This window comes from Runella rosea, assembly GCF_003325355.1.
Taxonomy (GTDB): Bacteria; Bacteroidota; Bacteroidia; order Cytophagales; family Spirosomataceae; genus Runella; species Runella rosea.
The window spans coordinates 5,656,969-5,674,612 of the sequence record NZ_CP030850.1 but is presented as its reverse complement, the minus strand read 5'-3'; the positions used below and the strand labels follow the sequence as shown (position 1 = coordinate 5,674,612).

General features: G+C 45.7%; 11 protein-coding genes. 6 read left to right on the top strand and 5 right to left on the bottom strand.

What is annotated here, in order from left to right:
* Positions 1 to 36 precede the first annotated feature (36 nt).
* Positions 37 to 447, top strand: a complete 411-nt coding sequence (locus DR864_RS23420; RefSeq protein WP_114069238.1) for a helix-turn-helix domain-containing protein — start codon at positions 37 to 39, stop codon at positions 445 to 447.
* A gap of 712 nt (positions 448 to 1,159) precedes the next feature.
* Positions 1,160 to 7,123, top strand: coding sequence for an SdrD B-like domain-containing protein (locus DR864_RS23415; RefSeq protein WP_162794067.1), 5,964 nt, complete (start codon positions 1,160 to 1,162; stop codon positions 7,121 to 7,123).
* 443 nt (positions 7,124 to 7,566) lie between these two features.
* On the opposite strand, the gene DR864_RS23410 is transcribed toward DR864_RS23415, so the two are convergent.
* Positions 7,567 to 8,493, bottom strand: a complete 927-nt coding sequence (locus tag DR864_RS23410) for an NAD-dependent epimerase/dehydratase family protein (RefSeq protein WP_114069236.1) — start codon at positions 8,491 to 8,493, stop codon at positions 7,567 to 7,569.
* A gap of 266 nt (positions 8,494 to 8,759) precedes the next feature.
* Here DR864_RS23410 and DR864_RS23405 point away from each other — a divergent pair, with 266 nt between their 5' ends.
* Positions 8,760 to 9,446 carry a 3-keto-disaccharide hydrolase gene (locus tag DR864_RS23405; protein WP_114070447.1) on the top strand — a complete coding sequence of 229 codons (687 nt, stop codon included), beginning with the start codon at positions 8,760 to 8,762 and terminating at the stop codon, positions 9,444 to 9,446.
* A 90-nt stretch (positions 9,447 to 9,536) separates the two neighbouring features.
* On the opposite strand, the gene DR864_RS23400 is transcribed toward DR864_RS23405, so the two are convergent.
* From DR864_RS23400 to DR864_RS23385, 4 genes are all read right to left on the bottom strand, one after another.
* A complete protein-coding gene (locus tag DR864_RS23400) occupies positions 9,537 to 10,448 on the bottom strand; it encodes a class I SAM-dependent methyltransferase (RefSeq protein WP_114069235.1) in 912 nt (303 codons plus the stop codon).
* Between the two features lie 264 nt (positions 10,449 to 10,712).
* On the bottom strand, positions 10,713 to 12,431 hold the full coding sequence (locus tag DR864_RS23395; RefSeq protein WP_114069234.1) for a GMC oxidoreductase: 1,719 nt from the start codon (positions 12,429 to 12,431) through the stop codon (positions 10,713 to 10,715).
* A 31-nt stretch (positions 12,432 to 12,462) separates the two neighbouring features.
* Positions 12,463 to 13,014, bottom strand: coding sequence for a gluconate 2-dehydrogenase subunit 3 family protein (locus DR864_RS23390; RefSeq protein ID WP_114069233.1), 552 nt, complete (start codon positions 13,012 to 13,014; stop codon positions 12,463 to 12,465).
* A 103-nt stretch (positions 13,015 to 13,117) separates the two neighbouring features.
* On the bottom strand, positions 13,118 to 14,152 hold the full coding sequence (locus DR864_RS23385; protein WP_114069232.1) for a LacI family DNA-binding transcriptional regulator: 1,035 nt from the start codon (positions 14,150 to 14,152) through the stop codon (positions 13,118 to 13,120).
* Between the two features lie 377 nt (positions 14,153 to 14,529).
* Between DR864_RS23385 and DR864_RS23380 the strand changes: the two genes are divergently transcribed.
* From DR864_RS23380 to DR864_RS23370, 3 genes are all read left to right on the top strand, one after another.
* Positions 14,530 to 15,696, top strand: coding sequence for a glycoside hydrolase family 88 protein (locus DR864_RS23380; RefSeq protein ID WP_114069231.1), 1,167 nt, complete (start codon positions 14,530 to 14,532; stop codon positions 15,694 to 15,696).
* Positions 15,697 to 15,766: 70 nt separating this feature from the next.
* Positions 15,767 to 16,381 (top strand): RNA polymerase sigma factor, encoded by a 615-nt coding sequence (locus tag DR864_RS23375; protein ID WP_114069230.1) that lies wholly within the window; start codon positions 15,767 to 15,769, stop codon positions 16,379 to 16,381.
* A gap of 92 nt (positions 16,382 to 16,473) precedes the next feature.
* Positions 16,474 to 17,565: a FecR family protein gene (locus tag DR864_RS23370; protein WP_114069229.1), complete on the top strand. Its 1,092-nt coding sequence runs from the start codon at positions 16,474 to 16,476 to the stop codon at positions 17,563 to 17,565.
* Positions 17,566 to 17,644: the final 79 nt, after the last annotated feature.

The following is a 17,644-nucleotide window of genomic DNA, read 5'->3' as shown; positions in this document are numbered from 1 at the left end:
TGAGTACATAAGCAGTACTTCTCTCTATTACCTACGATGAAAATTTCAGCAATAACAGAACCTGTAACACCCTTACCGGTCTGCCCTCCCAATGTATTAAAAGGTGACTACGCAAAAATCATTGAAGCGCATCAAGCCATTATGGCTAACCTGTCGATGCCGATGCCTACAATTGCCGAGTTGGCACGTACATCCAATATGAGTCCTTCTAAATTCAGGAAATTGTTTCTTCAGATATATGGCAACAGTGTTTATCAATATCATCTTAATGCCCGTCTGGAATTAGCGAAAGAATTGTTACTTTCAAATCAATACAGCATCGTTCAAATTGCGTACAAGGTAGGGTTTAGCCGTTCACAAAGTTTTGCGAAAGCATTTCTTGCTCACACAGGCCAAACCGCAACAGATTATAAAAAGGATATACTTTACAAAACATTGAATCAATAACATACCCAAAGTAACAAACATAAAAAATTGTGTAGGGTATAGGTTTAGTTGTTTTTATGAGGCATCGTTACAATCAACTTTAAATCTGTGCGATTACACCAGTCCGTTTTTGATGCAAAGAGGATTACATTTGCCTCATTGTCCGATTACTGCTTCTTTAATTATCCCTTTGGCAATTTTATATTAGATACCGTAAAATACAATTTGTACCCAATAAATACTTGTCTTTTAAGTAATCGAATCCGTTAAATGTCATTTTGGATACATAGTAAAGCATTTCGGATACCCTATCAGGCATAATTTTTGGTGTGCATCAGGATTCGTATTAACGCCCGAGATTGCACCAAAAAGGTGGATTTTGCTTTAAAGAAATCTATCTACTCCCCATCAGTGGGTGTTATCCTACTTGTTTTCTGATAAGGTGACATTTCTGACTTATGGAATTATATATTTCTCAGGAAGTTGAGGGAGGCAGAAATGGATAAAAAAAGCGCACCGAAGGCTCTTTTAGAATTTTAACGAGGCTTTTGCGGATAAGAAAAGCATTTTAGATACATTTTTGGATATATTGGATACCTAATTAGGTATATTTTTTGCCACTATTTCGTATCACATTGTTACTAAATGTAATACAAAAATGATGGAAAGATACTTACCTAAATCAATTTGCTTAAACCGATTTTTGAGGAGGGACACTATTCTTAGGCTCTTAATGAGCACCGCACTTATAAGCCTATTAGCTTATTGTGCCAATGCCCAAGTATCCGGAACGGTGTTCAAAGACTTTAATATGGATGGTACTAAAGGTACGGCCTCTCCCAACTTAGATGTGGGTATGGCAGGCGTAGTTGTTAAGGCAACTAAACCGGACGGCACAACCTTGACTGTCTCTTATACCGGTGGCGGTACATCTACCAATACTACCGGTGCCTATACCGTGACAGGAGGCACTGCGGGGCAGATTCGATTAGAGTTTGTGATGCCCGACAGTTATACTTTTGCCTCAAAAGGAGCCGCAGGTGGAACAACCGTGATGTTTCCATCGGGGACAACTCAAAATTTAGCAGTAAATTATCCTGCCGATTATTGTGGCGTTGCCGACCCTATGTTAGTCACATCCTGCTATGTGGGTAATAATGCTGCCGGTATGAATGATGTGTTGGTGAAATATGCGTACTCGTCATCAGGTCCATCACATTCAGCAAGTCATACTACCATTGGTGTAAAGAGCGAAATGGGATCTGTATGGGGAATTGCTTATGACAGACAAAAGCAGGATTTATTTGTTGGTGCTTTTGTGAAACGACATATTGCATTGAAAGATAATAATAGTGATGGAAAAGAAGATATTGGGGCAATATACATAGTACCAAGTAGTGGATCTCCCTCATTATGGTTAGATGTAACTACTTTGGGGGTTGATGTAGGTATGAGTTTAATGCCTACTATTGCAACAAGGGCTTTACCTGTACCGGTTACTACTTCAGACCTTGCAGCATCACACGATACACAATTATATTCACTTGTCGGAAAGATAGGGTTGGGAGATATTGAAATCTCAGACGATAATACCCAATTGTTTTTTGTAAATCTATACGATTCCAAAATTTATACGGTTGATATTGCCACAAAAGCATTAGTTGGTTCAGGTATCGCAGTTCCAAACTCCTGTACAGGAGGCAATGCTCGCCCATTTGCATTAACCTATCATAGAGGAAAACTTTATATCGGTTCTGTTTGCGATGCTGCTACTTCAAAGGTTGATGCAGATATGAAAGCTACTGTATATCGTTTAGATGGGACAACTTTCACCAGTGTTTTGTCGTTTCCGCTAAATTATACTAAAGGAGCGGCTTTTACCTGGGGGGGAGTTTATGGTAATAAATGGAATCCGTGGGAAGATTCTTTTTCAAATATTTCGGGGGGCATAAGCCCAACAGGCTTGAACCTTGTGTGTGAGCCACAGCCTATTTTTGCTGATATAGTATTTGATACTGATGAGTCATTGATTATGGTTTTCAATGACCGATTAGGACACCAAACAGGAACGGCAAACTATCAACCGAGTACCTCTGACACAAAACTCTATTATGGGCTTGCAGGTGGTGATATATTAAGAGCATCATTGGTATCAGGAGTTTATACGTTAGAAAAAAATGCCACTTCAGGCGGAGTAACTACTGCCGGGGCAGGTAATGGTCAAGGCCCCGGTACACCAACAGGTACAGGTTATACAAGCCCTTCCGGTGAATTTTATGTTGGAGATGATGAAAACAATGTGCATGAAGAAGTTGTAGGGGGAGGGGCTGCAATAGTACCAGGAAGAGGACAGGTAGTAACGCAAGTGTCTGACCCTGATCAAAACTATTTTGCAGGCGGCACCTATTGGTTTAATAATACGACCGGTGAGTATGACAAATCTTATGTAGTATTTATTGACCCTTCATTTGGACTGCAACCATGGCTATTCGGAAAAGCCAATGGCTTAGGCGATATGGAAGTAATGTGTAATGATGCACCCATTGAAATAGGTAATAGAGTGTGGGACGATACCGACAAAGATGGAATTCAGGACGCAGGTGAAGCAGGAATTCAAAATGTTTCAGTAACGCTTTGTGATAAAAACGGAACTCCCATTTCAGGTGCCACAGCCACAACAGATGCAAATGGAAACTACTTCTTTTCTTCGGCCTCGGGGACTAATTCAAGCTCTGCTAAATATGGGCTTAGTCTTACTTATAATACTGACTATATCTTAAAGTTTCCAACAACTTCTGGAACAAAATCTTTGACAAGTCCAAACCTTGGCGGCAATGACTTAGTGGACTCCGATGCTGCTGCTGATGGAAAAATAGCATTTACGACAGGTTACGCGGGAGAAAACAACCACAGTTTTGACGTAGGTTATTCGACCTGTACCAAACCTACTCTCGGTACCACCGTCACCACAGTAGCAGGAACGTGTACAGGTTCGACTCCCAACAACGACGCCACGGCTTCGCTCACCGTAACAGGTGGCGACAAAGCCGACATTATAGAAGGAGCCACCTACGGCAGCGGCCCTGCTTACAATGCCGCCTCTAACAAAACCGTAACGGCTGGTTCAGTGAGTTTTACGGGCTTGAAGCACAACACCCAATACACCATCCGCGTGTGGAATGCCGATAATACTTGTTTTGAAGATAAGACCTTTACTACACCAACCAAAGATTGCAGTTGCACCACCCCCGTTTTGACGGATTTGACCAACCAGACGATATGCGTTGGCGGAAGTTTTACGCCTTCCAACGTGACGACGAGTGTCACCAATGGTGTGGCGGCAACTTACCTGTGGTACAACGACAACGGCACGACCAACCCCACTACCACTGTCATCAGCGGTCAAAACACGGCTACACTCACAGCCCTGCCGACGGCAGCAGGGGTTTACAAATACCGTGTGGAGGCTACCAATACGGCAGACAACACTTGCAAAGCGAGCAAAAGCGTAACGTTGACCATTACGGCCAATCCAGCTCCGACAGTAAATAGTCCTACGATATGTTCAGGTCAAACGGCTACCTTGACTGTTGCCAATTGTGCAGGAACAGTAACATGGTCAGGTGGCTTGACAGGCAACCCTGCTACGACCCCTGCCTTAACGTCTTCAACTACCTACACCGCTACTTGTACGGTGGGTACTTGTACAGGCACAGCAGTGGCTACGGTAACTGTTAGCCCCAATCCAGCTCCGACAGTAAATAGTCCTACGATATGTTCAGGTCAAACGGCTACCTTGACTGTTGCCAATTGTGCAGGAACAGTAACATGGTCAGGTGGCTTGACAGGCAACCCTGCTACGACCCCTGCCTTAACGTCTTCAACTACCTACACCGCCACTTGTACGGTGGGTACTTGTACAGGCACAGCAGTGGCTACGGTAACTGTTAGCCCCAATCCAGCTCCGACAGTAAACAGTCCTATGATATGTTCAGGTCAAACGGCTACCTTGACTGTTGCCAATTGTGCAGGAACAGTAACATGGTCAGGTGGCTTGACAGGCAACCCTGCTACGACCCCTGCCTTAACGTCTTCAACTACCTACACCGCTACTTGTACGGTGGGTACTTGTACAGGCACAGCAGTGGCTACGGTAACTGTTAGCCCCAATCCAGCTCCGACAGTAAATAGTCCTATGATATGTTCAGGTCAAACGGCTACCTTGACTGTTGCCAATTGTGCAGGAACAGTAACATGGTCAGGTGGCTTGACAGGCAACCCTGCTACGACCCCTGCCTTAACGTCTTCAACTACCTACACCGCTACTTGTACGGTGGGTACTTGTACAGGCACAGCAGCGGCTACGGTAACTGTTAGTACTAAGCCAGCTCCGACAGTAAATAGTCCTACGATATGTTCAGGTCAAACGGCTACCTTGACTGTTGCCAACTGTTCAGGAACAGTAACATGGTCAGGTGGCTTGACAGGCAACCCTGCTACGACCCCTGCCTTAACGTCTTCAACTACCTACACCGCCACTTGTACGGTGGGTACTTGTACAGGCACAGCAGCGGCTACGGTAACTGTTAGTACTAAACCCAATGCAGGAAAAGACACAACAATGGCCTGTTTGAATCCAGCCACCAACCAACTGGCCACCTCCATCACACTTGCCCCCATCCCAACAGGAGGTTCTTGGACACAGATAGGCACAACACCCGCCACGGCCACCATCAATGGAAACGCGGTAACTAATATGACCGTCGCTGGAACCTATCAATTTGTTTATACCACTACCGCAGGATGTAAAGATACCGTCGCCGTTACGGTCAGCCCTTGTGCTGGTTGTACCAAGCCCGATGCAGGACTAGATGTCACACTAACTTGCCCGCCTTCGGGTATTGCCCCAACTACGGCTACCTTGGCTGCCGTCACTTCAGGTGGTACTTGGGGGGCAATAGTTACCAACCCAGCCGCGGCTACGATCAATGCTGCCACAGGTGCTATCACGGGTCTGACTACTGCAGGAACTTACCGCTTTGTATATTCTGTAACAGGTGGTGGTAATGTTTGTACTGATACCGCAGCAGTCATTGTACCTACTTGTGTTCAACCCAAAGGCAGCCTCGGGGATTTTGTCTGGAAAGACCAAAACAACAACGGTATCCAAGACGAAACCACGCCCAACGGCGGTGGCGTAGCGGGGGTTCAGATTGAACTCTACAAAAACGGAACGTTCTTTGCCAAAGACACCACCGATGTTCAGGGTAAGTACTTATTCACCAATCTGGACGCTGGGACTTACAAAATCAAGGTCTTAGCCGCTTCGATTCCTGCGGGTTGTGAGTTGTCGAGTGTGACAGATGCCCCCAGCGACGATGCCAAGGACTCGGATGTGGACAAGACCACGGGCGAATCGGGCAACTACGAAATCAATCCCCTCGACCCCACTAAGAAGGACATCCTCACCGTGGATGCGGCTTTGGTTGTTCCTTGCGTGAAGTCGAAAGTAACCCTCACAGGCGCACCCGTTTGTTCGGCAGATGTTCAAACTTATAGCATCACCTTCAGTGTGACGAATAAAGTTGGAAACCTCAAAGTCAACAAAGGTACTTTGACAGGTGCTAATCCATACACTGTGACGGGAATACCATCAGGGGCTACTATCAAAATCACTGACAGTTTGAGTGCAGTTTGTAAGTTTGATACCCTCATCACGGGGCCGAACTGTAATTGTAACCCTCCATTACCTCTGTTGATTACTCCAAGTATGACGGCTTGTGTGGGTGATACCTTCCCGACCATCAAAGCCACCGTAGTAGGATTGGCCACGGTCGAATGGTTCACCCAGCCAACGGGCGGTACAGCGGTCTTTACAGGACTTAATTACAAACCATCGGGAACAGTACCAACGACAGGTGCAGTCTTCTACGCCCAAGCGCGCAGTACTGACCCCACTTGCCCCACGGCCATCAGCACCAGTCGAGTAATGGCAACGGTCAACGCCCAAGATTGTACCAAAGAAGTGGATTTGGCTTTGAAGAAGTCTATCAACACCAAAATTGCCCAAATCGGTGATGTCTTGACCTACACTTTGAAAGTCTGGAATGAGTCCAACACTAACGCCACCGGCGTAGAAGTCACCGACAGCATCGCCACCACGGTAGAATTTCAAGCAGGCAGTTTTACGGCTTCTCGCGGTAGTGCCGTCATCAGTGGAAATGTCATCAAATGGACCATCGGTAACATCGCTGCGGCAGGCGTACCTGCCAACGGCGACACCGTCACGCTGACTTACAAGGTGAAAGCTACGCAACAGGGTATTCATTACAATACGGCTGAGATCAGCAAGACCAATGAGAAGGATGTGGATTCGACGCCAAGTAATGGAAAAGAAACGGAAGATGATATTGACCGTCAATGCTTTACTGTACCCATCAAGTTGTGCTCCGGCAATAAAGTAGAGGTAACTGTCCCAACCCGATTGACGAACGTGAAGTGGTACAGAAACGGAGGCAGTACGCCGATTGCCACGGGAAATGTGGTCTTGTTGAGCGAGATAGGAACGTATACGTTTACGGCTGATAACGGTACTTGCCCTACGGGGGGCTGCTGTCCGGTGATTCTCGAATCAGACACTAATTGTTGTCCGGCGGAAGCGTGTGTGCCGTTTACGGTCAAAAAAATTAAGAAGTAAAGAGGGTAAGTGAAATATGCCAGCTAAAACACCCCGTCGGCATTGCCGACGGGGTGTTTTAGCTGGCATATTCTATAGATGATTCTAGTGCAAAAAGCATCAGTTTTTTGGCAGAGGCAGGTTACCGCAGTGTTTCATTATTTGTCAATTATACACTGGCTTTTACTGAAATTTCGCAAAATTTTAAAGGAAATTTTACTTCTACCGACACCCCGTTTACTTTCGATCGGGTAAGTTAGGATTTGTCAATTAGGGGGTGAAATGTCGTTTTTTGTCAATCATTGAAAAATCAGCCCCTCACAGCACTTGTTTCAGGATTTTTGCAAAAAGAAAATACCTAAAAAATCATCAGGAAATCACGCTCACTACGGGCCTGAGTCACGGTTTTATTTACAAAGGACACAGGACCCCATTGTCAGGTGGTTACAAGAGTAATAAGACTTTTATCCCCTAGCCACAATTTCCTTTATGCCTTCTGCATAGCTTGTTGTTTTAAAATCGGGAAAACGTTTCATGAATTTGGCGCTGTCAAAGAAATAAGGTTGCTCGAATTGATAGGTCATTTCGTACACCTCCCCCAGGATCGGAATGAACCACCCCAGAATCTTCAGCATAAATTTAGGAATGGCGCTCACCTTGGCTTTTTTATTCATCTCTTTCGCAAAGAGTTCGGTCCATTCCCTGCCTGTTGGCGCGTCAGGATACGTTGGCAAATGCCACACCTGATCGTAAGCATCGGGGGTATTGCCTAACAAGGCCGTGGCCCGCGCCGCATCGGGGGTATAGGTTGCCGAATGCTTGAAATCCATCCCTCCTATCCATTGAGCCGCTTTGTCTTTTTGAAGATTTTTAGAAACGGTCTCCTGCAACATACTCGTGCCGATGCCCGGCCCGTAGAAATCCGCCGAACGGGCAATGAGTGCATTGATCTTTTTAGCCTTTATCGCTTCAAAAATCATATCTATGACTTGCTTACGTACTTTTCCCTTTTCACTTGGAGGGTTCATCTTCGACTCTTCGGTCATGTGCGGAATCTCCGCCGAGTCGTACATGTACACATTGTCGAAAAATACCAATTTCGCTTTGTGTTTGGCGCAGGCATCAATCACCGAACGCATGAAAGCGGGCCATTTTTCCCGCCAAACGCTGAGTTTATACTCAAACCCGATAGTCACGTACACCACTTCCGAGCCCGCCACGGCGGCGTCTACGTCGGCAGGGTTGGACAGATCGGCGGCAAAGAGTTCATCGGTCGGATTGACTTTTTTAGGATTGCGGCTGACGAGCCGAATTTTTTGGGTGTATTGTTGGCCTAAAGCTTTGGCCAACTCTGACCCAATGGCACCGCCGGCTCCGAGGATTGTCTGCATTGTGATGATGATTTTAAATGGCTGATAGTTACTGAATTGATGGTCGAATTTTCGGAGTAAATGTAAGGGATTCAACGTAAAAGGCAACCTCTTTCCGCTGACAATTATCAGGAATAGGTTCCATCCATGATTCACCGGTAAAGTGACAAAGAGTCACAATATTTACGTACAAACAGGCAAAACGGCTGCTCCGCTGCGACTTTGCGTAATGAATGTCGGTAAAAACGGATTCTCCGCCCCTTTATAGAGATAAAATCACCAAATCCATGAAAACAACGATTCTTTTATTCTTCCTTTTTATCACCTTCTTTCACAATATCAACGCCCAGGAAAAAAGCCTGTTTAATGGCAAAGACCTAACAGGCTGGCACATCGACGTGCCCGCAATGGACAAAGACCCCAATTTGCGCAACCCCTTTATTATCCGCAACGGCCTGTTGGTCAGTTTGGGCGAGCCACAAGGCCATTTGATTACAGACGCTGTTTATGAAAACTACCGTATTGAAGTTCAATACCGCTTTGCAGGCAAACCCGGCAACTGCGGCTTGCTGCTCCACGCTTCTACGCCGCGCTCGCTGTACGGCATGTTTCCCAAATCCATTGAATCACAAATGATGCACAAAAATGCGGGCGATTTCTGGTGCATTGTCGAAAACATCGAAGTCGAAGACATGGAAAAACGGCGCGGGCCAAAAGAAAACTGGGGCACTACCGAAGGCAAAGAGCGCCGCGTGATGAACCTCACAGATACCTCCGAAAAACCCTTGGGTGAATGGAACACCATGATCGTTGAATGCCTCAACGACCACATCAAGGTCTGGGTCAACGGCGACATGGTCAACCACGGTTTTCACTGCACCGCCCAAAAAGGCCACATTGCCCTGCAAGCCGAAGGGGCCGAAGTGGAATTTAGAAAAGTTGCGCTGACCCCGATTAAGAAGTTGACGGAGTGAAAAAAGGAACTTAGCCGTTCATCCGAGCGACTATCCGCTCGTTGTACGCAGTCTTCAGCAGAATATAACGCACAACGAGTGGAATATGCCTCATTTTTGTAAGTAAGGATTGGGCGGAAATTGATGAATCTGAAACCCTGCTTTCTTTAATTTTTCGCGCATCGAATCAGAAGGAAGTTTTTTAAAAATTACGGCACACAATACCTGCGAAGGCATCAATCCTAGTTTCATCAGAAAATTGTGCCAAGCTAATTTACGCTTCACTTTTTTAAAAACAACCGATGAGGAAGTAGCCGGCTCAAACACCGTTTGTGGAGAATAATAATTATTATTGATTCCTTTAAATGCAACTCCAGGCAGGCCGATTCCATTGGCTAACTTGTCCATTTCCCGTTCTGACAGTTTAAATACATAATTCCCAACTTCTTCAAAAGAATAGCGATTTTTCCAGTATCGCTGCAAAAGAGTCGTATCAAGTTTATCTAACAGATTTCTGGCAGCCAGCAATATGGGCATTTTGGAAATGGGATCATGAGGCTCAACGATAATAACGGCTTCCCGCGCCACCCGCAGCATCTCATATACGGCTAAATAGGGACGTGGAAAGTGGTGGTAAGCTTCTTTGCAAAATACATAATCAAAGGACTCATCCTCAAAACTGAGTTGTTCAGCATTCTCTACCGAATAATCTTTGATAAGACCGTGCGCTTTTGAGAGAGGCAGAAAGGTACTCGAAATATCGGTCGCAACGACAGTTATCCCTTTTTCATAAAAGTAATTGGCATCAAATCCATATCCGTCTCCAACCGTCAACCACTGTTTTTCTGTGGATAAAAAGGGCTCAGCAAATGCCAATAATCTTTGGTGGATCCATCCACCAATCGTTTGCTGTTGTTTTTGGTTTTTCCAATTTTGAATGGCTTTTTCCTTGGCGCTTTCATCAAGATAAACTTTTTCGTACCAGTTTGAGTGAGCTTCATGACTTTTTATTTCTGTACTCATCAGTTTTATTCGTTGTTTACGTTAGAGGCTATTTTTAATCATCTGATTCGGGCACTTCAATCTATTTTTTTTCTTCTTTAAAAACTGTGCCGTTTTTTTGTAATAAAAGCATCCGTAAAGCCTCTTTCTGCGTCTAATAAGGTTTTTACAACCAATCGCTTTCGGACAGTGGAGCTCATTGGGCTAGAAGCGGTACCATGGCAAATACCAGCAAATGCAAAAAAGCGAAGCAATGCCCCGCTCTTTTGCATCGTGAGTAAACAATTACAAATTCTTCGCCTTCAGCTGCTTCACGGCATAATCGGCCGCGCGGGCGGTGAGGGCCATGTAGGTCAGGGAGGGGTTTTGCGTGGCCGTGGAGGTCATACAAGCGCCGTCGGTGACGAATACATTTTTGCAAGCGTGCAGCTGATTAAATTTATTGAGCATCGACGTTTTGGGGTCTTTGCCCATGCGTACGCCGCCCATTTCGTGGATGTCGAGGCCCGGGGCTTTGTTGGGTATGTCGTTGGTTTTGATATTGGTAAAACCTGCTTTGGTAAACATCTCTGTCAACTGCTCGTGAAAATCCTTGATCATCTTCTCGTCGTTGTCGTCGTAGCTGACCGAGATTTTCAACTGCGGAATGCCCCACGGGTCGGTCAACTGGGAGTCGAGCGCTACGTAATTGGTTTCTTTCGGAATGGTCTCACCCATGATGTGCGAACCTACGCGCCAGTTGCCGTATTTTTTCTCGGCAAGGCTGTTTTTTAGGTCTTCGCCCATGCCAGAGCGGTCGTTGTAGGTCATGCGGCTCGCGCCGAAGCCTGCCGCGTAGCCGCGCAAAAAGTCCGTTTCCTGCTTAAATACGTTGCGGAAACGCGGAATATAACTGCTGTTTGGGCGGATACCTTCGGTGGTGGTATCCATAAATCCTTCGTATTCTCCCGAAATACTCGTGCGATAATTATGGAAAGCCACGTATTTACCCAACACACCGCTGTCGTTGCCCAAGCCGTTTTGGAAACGATTGGATTTTGAATTCAGCAAAATCAAATTGGTATTCAAGGCAGCCGCATTCACAAAGATTACTTTGGCGTAATATTCAACGGCTTCTTTGGTGTTGGCATCAATTACCCGAACGCCCGTTGCTTTGCCAAGTTTCTCATCGTATAAGATAGAATGCACCACCGAATCAGACTTCAACGTCATTTTGCCGCTGCGCTGCGCCCACGGAATCGTGGAAGCATTGCTGCTAAAATACCCACCGTACGGACACCCACGCTGACACAACGCCCGGTTTTGGCATTGCGCGCGGCCTTGGTCGTAGTGGATTTGGTTGGGCTTGGTCAGGTGCGCACAACGTCCGATGATGATGGGACGCGCACCGTTGTAATGCTTCGCCATTTGCTCACCGAAGTATTTCTCCACGCACGATTGTTCATGCGGCGGCAAAAATTCCCCGTCGGGCAATTGGGGTAATCCATCTTTGTTTCCAGAAATTCCCGCAAATTTTTCGACGTAACTGTACCAAGGAGCAATGTCATCGTAACTGATAGGCCACTCCACCGCAAAACCATCGCGGGCGGGGCCTTCAAAATCGTATTTTGACCAACGCTGCGTTTGGCGTGCCCAGAGGAGGGATTTACCACCTACCTGATAGCCACGAATCCAGTCGAATGGTTTTTCCTGCACATAAGGGTGCTCGGCATCTTTTACAAAAAAGTGCGCGGCGTCTTCGTTGAACGCATAACAGCGGCTTACGATGGGATTGGCGTCTTTGACGGCTTTAGGCATTTGCCCCAAGTGGTCAAACTCCCAGGGGTTTTTGAGCGTAGTGGGGTAATCGGTCACGTGCTGCACATTGCGACCACGCTCCAGTACGAGCGTGCGCATTCCTTTGCCAGTCAGCTCTTTGGCCGCCCAGCCTCCGCTGATGCCCGAACCAATCACGATGGCGTCGAACGTACGGTCTTTGATGGAATCTATATTGAAATAAGACATTTTGTGGGTTATGCTTTAGCTGATAAGTGGCCTACCGGTCCGTTTTTTTCTCCATCTTTCCCTGTGCTTTAGCAATCGGAACGCATCCGTGATAAAAGCCGGGGGCCATGTTGTATTTCTGAATGTTAACCATCACATATTCAGAGTTTTGATACCCCTGAATCGTCAAGCCTTTGATCATGTTTACAAACTGTTTCGTGGCCACATCGGGCGAATTTGCCAGCTTTTTAAGCAACTCAAGGCGTTGGGCTGGTTCAATTTCTGCAAATACTTTTCCGTGCGCCAGTTTAGATGCGATGTCGGTCGTAGCAAGGCCATCTTTCAATCCTTTTTGAGCGGCTTCTCCGTAGCAATCGTTGATCATCCGCATTGCAAATTGATGCACTTTAAGCGATTTAGCGCCCGGAGTAGTGGTTTCTGGAATGATGGTTTCTACGATTTCGGCCAATGTTCCCTCTTCACTGAAGGACAACGTTGATACCTTTCCGATGGATTCGGGAGTCCAACCCGAAGCCCAAGTCGGAAGACTCATCAATCCTCCAACGGCCATGGTCAAGTTCCGTATTGCTGAACGTCTTTGCATGATTAAATATCGTTATAAACAGTTGTTAATCTTTTACAGTATTCCTGATAAAGGAGTTTAATGAGGTAAAATTACCCATTAAATAAGAGAAAAGCGTGTCTAATCAACTAACTTTTTTCTTAGAAAGCATCGAAGATTCTCTGACCATCAACTGGGTGGAGAGGGTCACGGTTTCGGGTATGCTGTGCTCCGATTCCAGTTGTTTCAGCAATAGCCTCACTACCTGCGAGCCCATTTCCTGAATAGACTGATTCACGCTCGACAGCGATGGCGAAAGGTAAATACAAGTAGGCTCGTTGTTGAAGCTGACAATTGCCACGTCGTCGGGAATGCGTATTCCTTTCTGCTTCAGGGCATACATGGTCGAAAAAGCAATGCGGTCGCTCATGGTCAAAATACCGTCGGGAGGCTCGGGCAGAGCCATCATGCTCAGGGCTTGCATCATGATATTTTCTTGCGTAAAATCACTGTGAAATACATAACGCTCGTTGTAAGGCAAATCATATTTTCGAAGAGCCTCCTTAAATCCTTCCAACCGCTGATTACTGATTAAAAGATTGGGTGGGCCCGCCAAACAGCCCAACCGTTGGCAACCGTTTTCGATGAGGTGCTCAGTGGCTTTAAAGGCCGCTAATTTATTGTCGACAATCACTTTGGAAGCTTCGATTCCTTCGGCGTAGCGGTCAAATATCACCACGGGAATTTGCTTCCGCAACAGGCGATTGATGTGGTCAAGGTCTTGGGTATCGCGCGCCAACGAAATGATAAACCCTTCCACCTGACTGTTGAGCAGATTTTGTATCTGCGCCACTTCGCGCAGATAGGACTCGTTGGTCTGACACACCACCACGCTATACCCCGCCTGCATGGCTGCTTCTTCGATACTATTGAGAACCGATGAAAAAAAGTAATAACTCAATGTAGGCAAAATAACCCCGATGGTTCGGGTACGGCTTTTCACGAGATTCTTGGCCAGTTGATTGGGTTGGTAGTCCCATTCTTGCGCTAACTGTAAGACGGCCTGCCTCGTTTCTGGATGTATTTCGGGCATACCCCGCAGGGCACGCGAGACGGTAGAAGCCGATAAATTCAGGGCATGTGCAATGTCTTTAATGGTGACAGGCGTATTTTTGGTCATCGTGTTTAGGAAATATCATTTTTACAATAAACGGTGTTAAAACATACAATTTCCAGACCGAAGCAAATGTAATTTTACACCCGTTTTATTAAACAAATATAATTTAATTTTTTAAAGACCTGAAATTCATTTTCACAAAAACCGCAAACGTTTGCGGTTACGTTTGCAAACAACCACAATAAATTTTCAGTCATTTTTTTGCCTTTTTACTCGCTTAAATTGCAATTTTTCCTTAGTTTTAAAGCAGTAACAAACTTTTTTCGGGTCTAACCACAAAAAAGCTTCTTTATAAGCTACGCTATTTATCAATTCATTTTTTGTACTTTTCTACTATTTTTAAACAATTTTATTTATCTAACTTTTAACCGTCTTTGTTGATGAAAAAAGTATTATCTCTTTGCCTTGTCCTATTGGCCTTTGTGGCCCAGGGCCAATCAAAAATTGATGTAAAAAAGGAATTTGAATTTGCGGCCAAACAATACGAAGGAATGTTGGCCGCCCACCCCGACCTCACCAAATTCCCGCAGTCGACCAATGCCGACGGCACCCCGCGCGACATGAAATCGGACTGGTGGTGCAGTGGATTTTTTGGAGGTTCGCTTTGGTATATTTATGAATACAACAAAGCCCCCCAGTGGAAAGAAGCCGCCCACAAATGGACCATGGCCGTAGAAAAAGAGCAGTACAACACGGGTACACACGACTTGGGCTTTATGATTTATTGCCCCTTCGGAAATGGCTACCGACTCACCAAAAACAAAGCGTATAAGCCCATCATGCTCACGGGTGCTAAATCACTTTCAACACGTTTTGACCCCAAAAGAGGCGTGATTAAATCTTGGAACAGCTTTAAAGGTGGGTATGATTATCCCGTTATCATCGACAACATGATGAACCTAGAGTTTTTGTTTTGGGCCGCGCGCGAGTCGGGCAACAAGGAGTTTTATAACCTCAGCGTAACCCACGCCGACAATACCCTCAAAAATCACTACCGCCCCGACCATAGCGCCTATCACGTATTGTGTTACGGTCCAAACGGTGAAGTATTGGCCAAGAAAAACCACCAGGGTGCCGCCGACGAATCAGCGTGGTCGCGCGGGCAAGCTTGGGGGCTGTACGGCTACACGGTGATGTACCGCGAAACCAAAGACCAAAAATACCTTGAGCACGCCCGCAACATCGCCGATTTTATTTTGAACAATCCCACCCTGCCAGCCGATAAAATTCCGTATTGGGATTATAGCAAACCAGGTGAAGAGCGCGACGCTTCGGCGGGTGCCATTGCGGCCTCGGCCCTGTTGGAATTGAGTACGTATGGCGGCAAAAACGCCAAAAAATACTACAACGATGCCGTGATAATGCTCGAAAACCTGTCAAAAGCACCGTATAAAGCCGAGTTGGGCAAAAACAACCATTTTATTTTACAACACAGCACTGGCCATAAGTTGGGCAAATCAGAGATTGATGTGCCACTGGTGTACGCTGATTATTATTATCTGGAAGGATTGCTTCGTTATGACGCGTTGAACAAACGAAAAAAATAACCCATTTTTATAAAAAACGGCCTTCCGATGAGTAAAGCGCTCTCGGAAGGCTTCTTTTCGAAAAAAACGCATGGTGAAACTCCCCGACAACCAATCGACCTTTTCTGATCTTCAGCTCTGGATTCAGTTGAAGAACGGAAGTGAGTTGGCCTTGGGTAAACTCATCAAAAAATACTTCAACCCTTTACAAAACTACGGGTACAAGTTTATCCGCGACGAAGATTTTGTGAAGGATTGTGTTCAGGAAGTTTTTATTGAGGTATGGCAGCGCCGCGACCGCCTCAGTACGCCCGACAGTGTGCGGGCCTACCTGTTGAGTTCGGTTCGGAAGCGGGTGCTACGCGAAGGGTTTCGTCAGCAAATTATCAAAGAGGACGAACCCATCGACCTCGAAAACAATTGGCATTTTGTTGAACTTCCGCACGAACGATTGATGATTGAAGAAGAGCATGAAGCCCAGCTCAAACACAAGATAGGAGCGCTGCTCAACCAACTCCCTAAACGCCAGCGAGAAGCCATCTATTTGCAGTTTTATCAGGATTTGGAGCGCGAAGAAATCGCTCAAATCATGGATATTCACCCGCAGTCAGTCTCTAATTTATTGCAAACGGCGTTTAAGTTATTCCGCCAAAATTGGCAGGTAATTTATGCTTTGCTGGGGATATTTGATTTGTTTATTTTTTAAAAATCCCGAAAAAACAAGTATTTCTCTTCTTCTATTGCCATCTATAAAAAATGCCCCTTGGCCTCTGCCAGCTTTAACGAAACCGTTCCTCTATGAATACTTTGTATCGCAACTACCGATTCGAAGATTTTGCCCGCGATGAGCGCTTTCGTCGGTGGGTTCTTGACAACGAACCAGAAAGCTCCCGTTATTGGAATGATTGGATAGACCAAAATCCCGACTGTACTGAAACAATACAGTTGGCAAAGGCCTTTTTGTTGGCGCTTGAAAACGACGAAACCACCTTCGAGCAAGATGAGCTGGAACAGATTACCCAACGTATAGTAGCCCTCCCCGAAAAACCCGTGGTAGCATTCTGGAAAAACACCGCCTTTCGTCTGGCCGCTTCCATCCTTCTGGTGATGGGGGTAGGATTTGGGTTGTACAAATATCTAAGCACGCCTTCTCTTCCCGTCGCGGAGGTTGAAGATTCATTTCTCCCACAACTTACCCACAACTACTTAGAAAACACCAACCAAACTAATATTCCGCAAAAAATCAGCTTCGAAGATGGCAGCACCGTTACGTTGTATCCTAAGAGCAGCCTACGTTATCCCACCCCCTTCAACGCCTCTCGAAGAGAAGTGTATTTGAACGGAAAAGCGTTTTTTGACATTGCCAAAAATCCACAAAAACCCTTCTGGGTCTATACACATCATATCTCAACGCAGGTATTGGGAACGAGTTTCATGGTCAATTCTTTTGCGGATGCCCAAGAAGCAAAAGTGGAAGTAAAAACGGGCAAAGTATCGGTTTACACTCGTAAAGACCTCGAAAAAGCCAAAGAAACCCAGCAAAACGTGATGGCGGGCGTAGTGCTGACGCCCAACCAACAGGCTGCATTCTCAAAAAATGAAGAGCGTCTCTTCAAATCAATCGTAGAAGCCCCCGAAGCAGTGGTTGAAGCCCCCAAACAAGAATTCATTTTTGAAGAAACTCCTGTATCTCAAGTATTTAAATTTGTAGAAAAGATGTACGGCATTTCGGTTATTTATGACGCAAAGACCATGGAATCCTGCTTTCTGACGGCCAATCTCTCCGACGAATCACTGTTTGACAAGCTTGATTTAATTTGTAAAATTACCCATTCAACTTACGAAATGGTTGACGCTCAAATCATTATCCATAGTCGAGGCTGCAAATAGAACTTTTTCAAAAAAAAACGTTAAAAATCCAGTATCTTAGCTTTACGTCTGCCATCCATGAGAAAACCACTATTTTGTC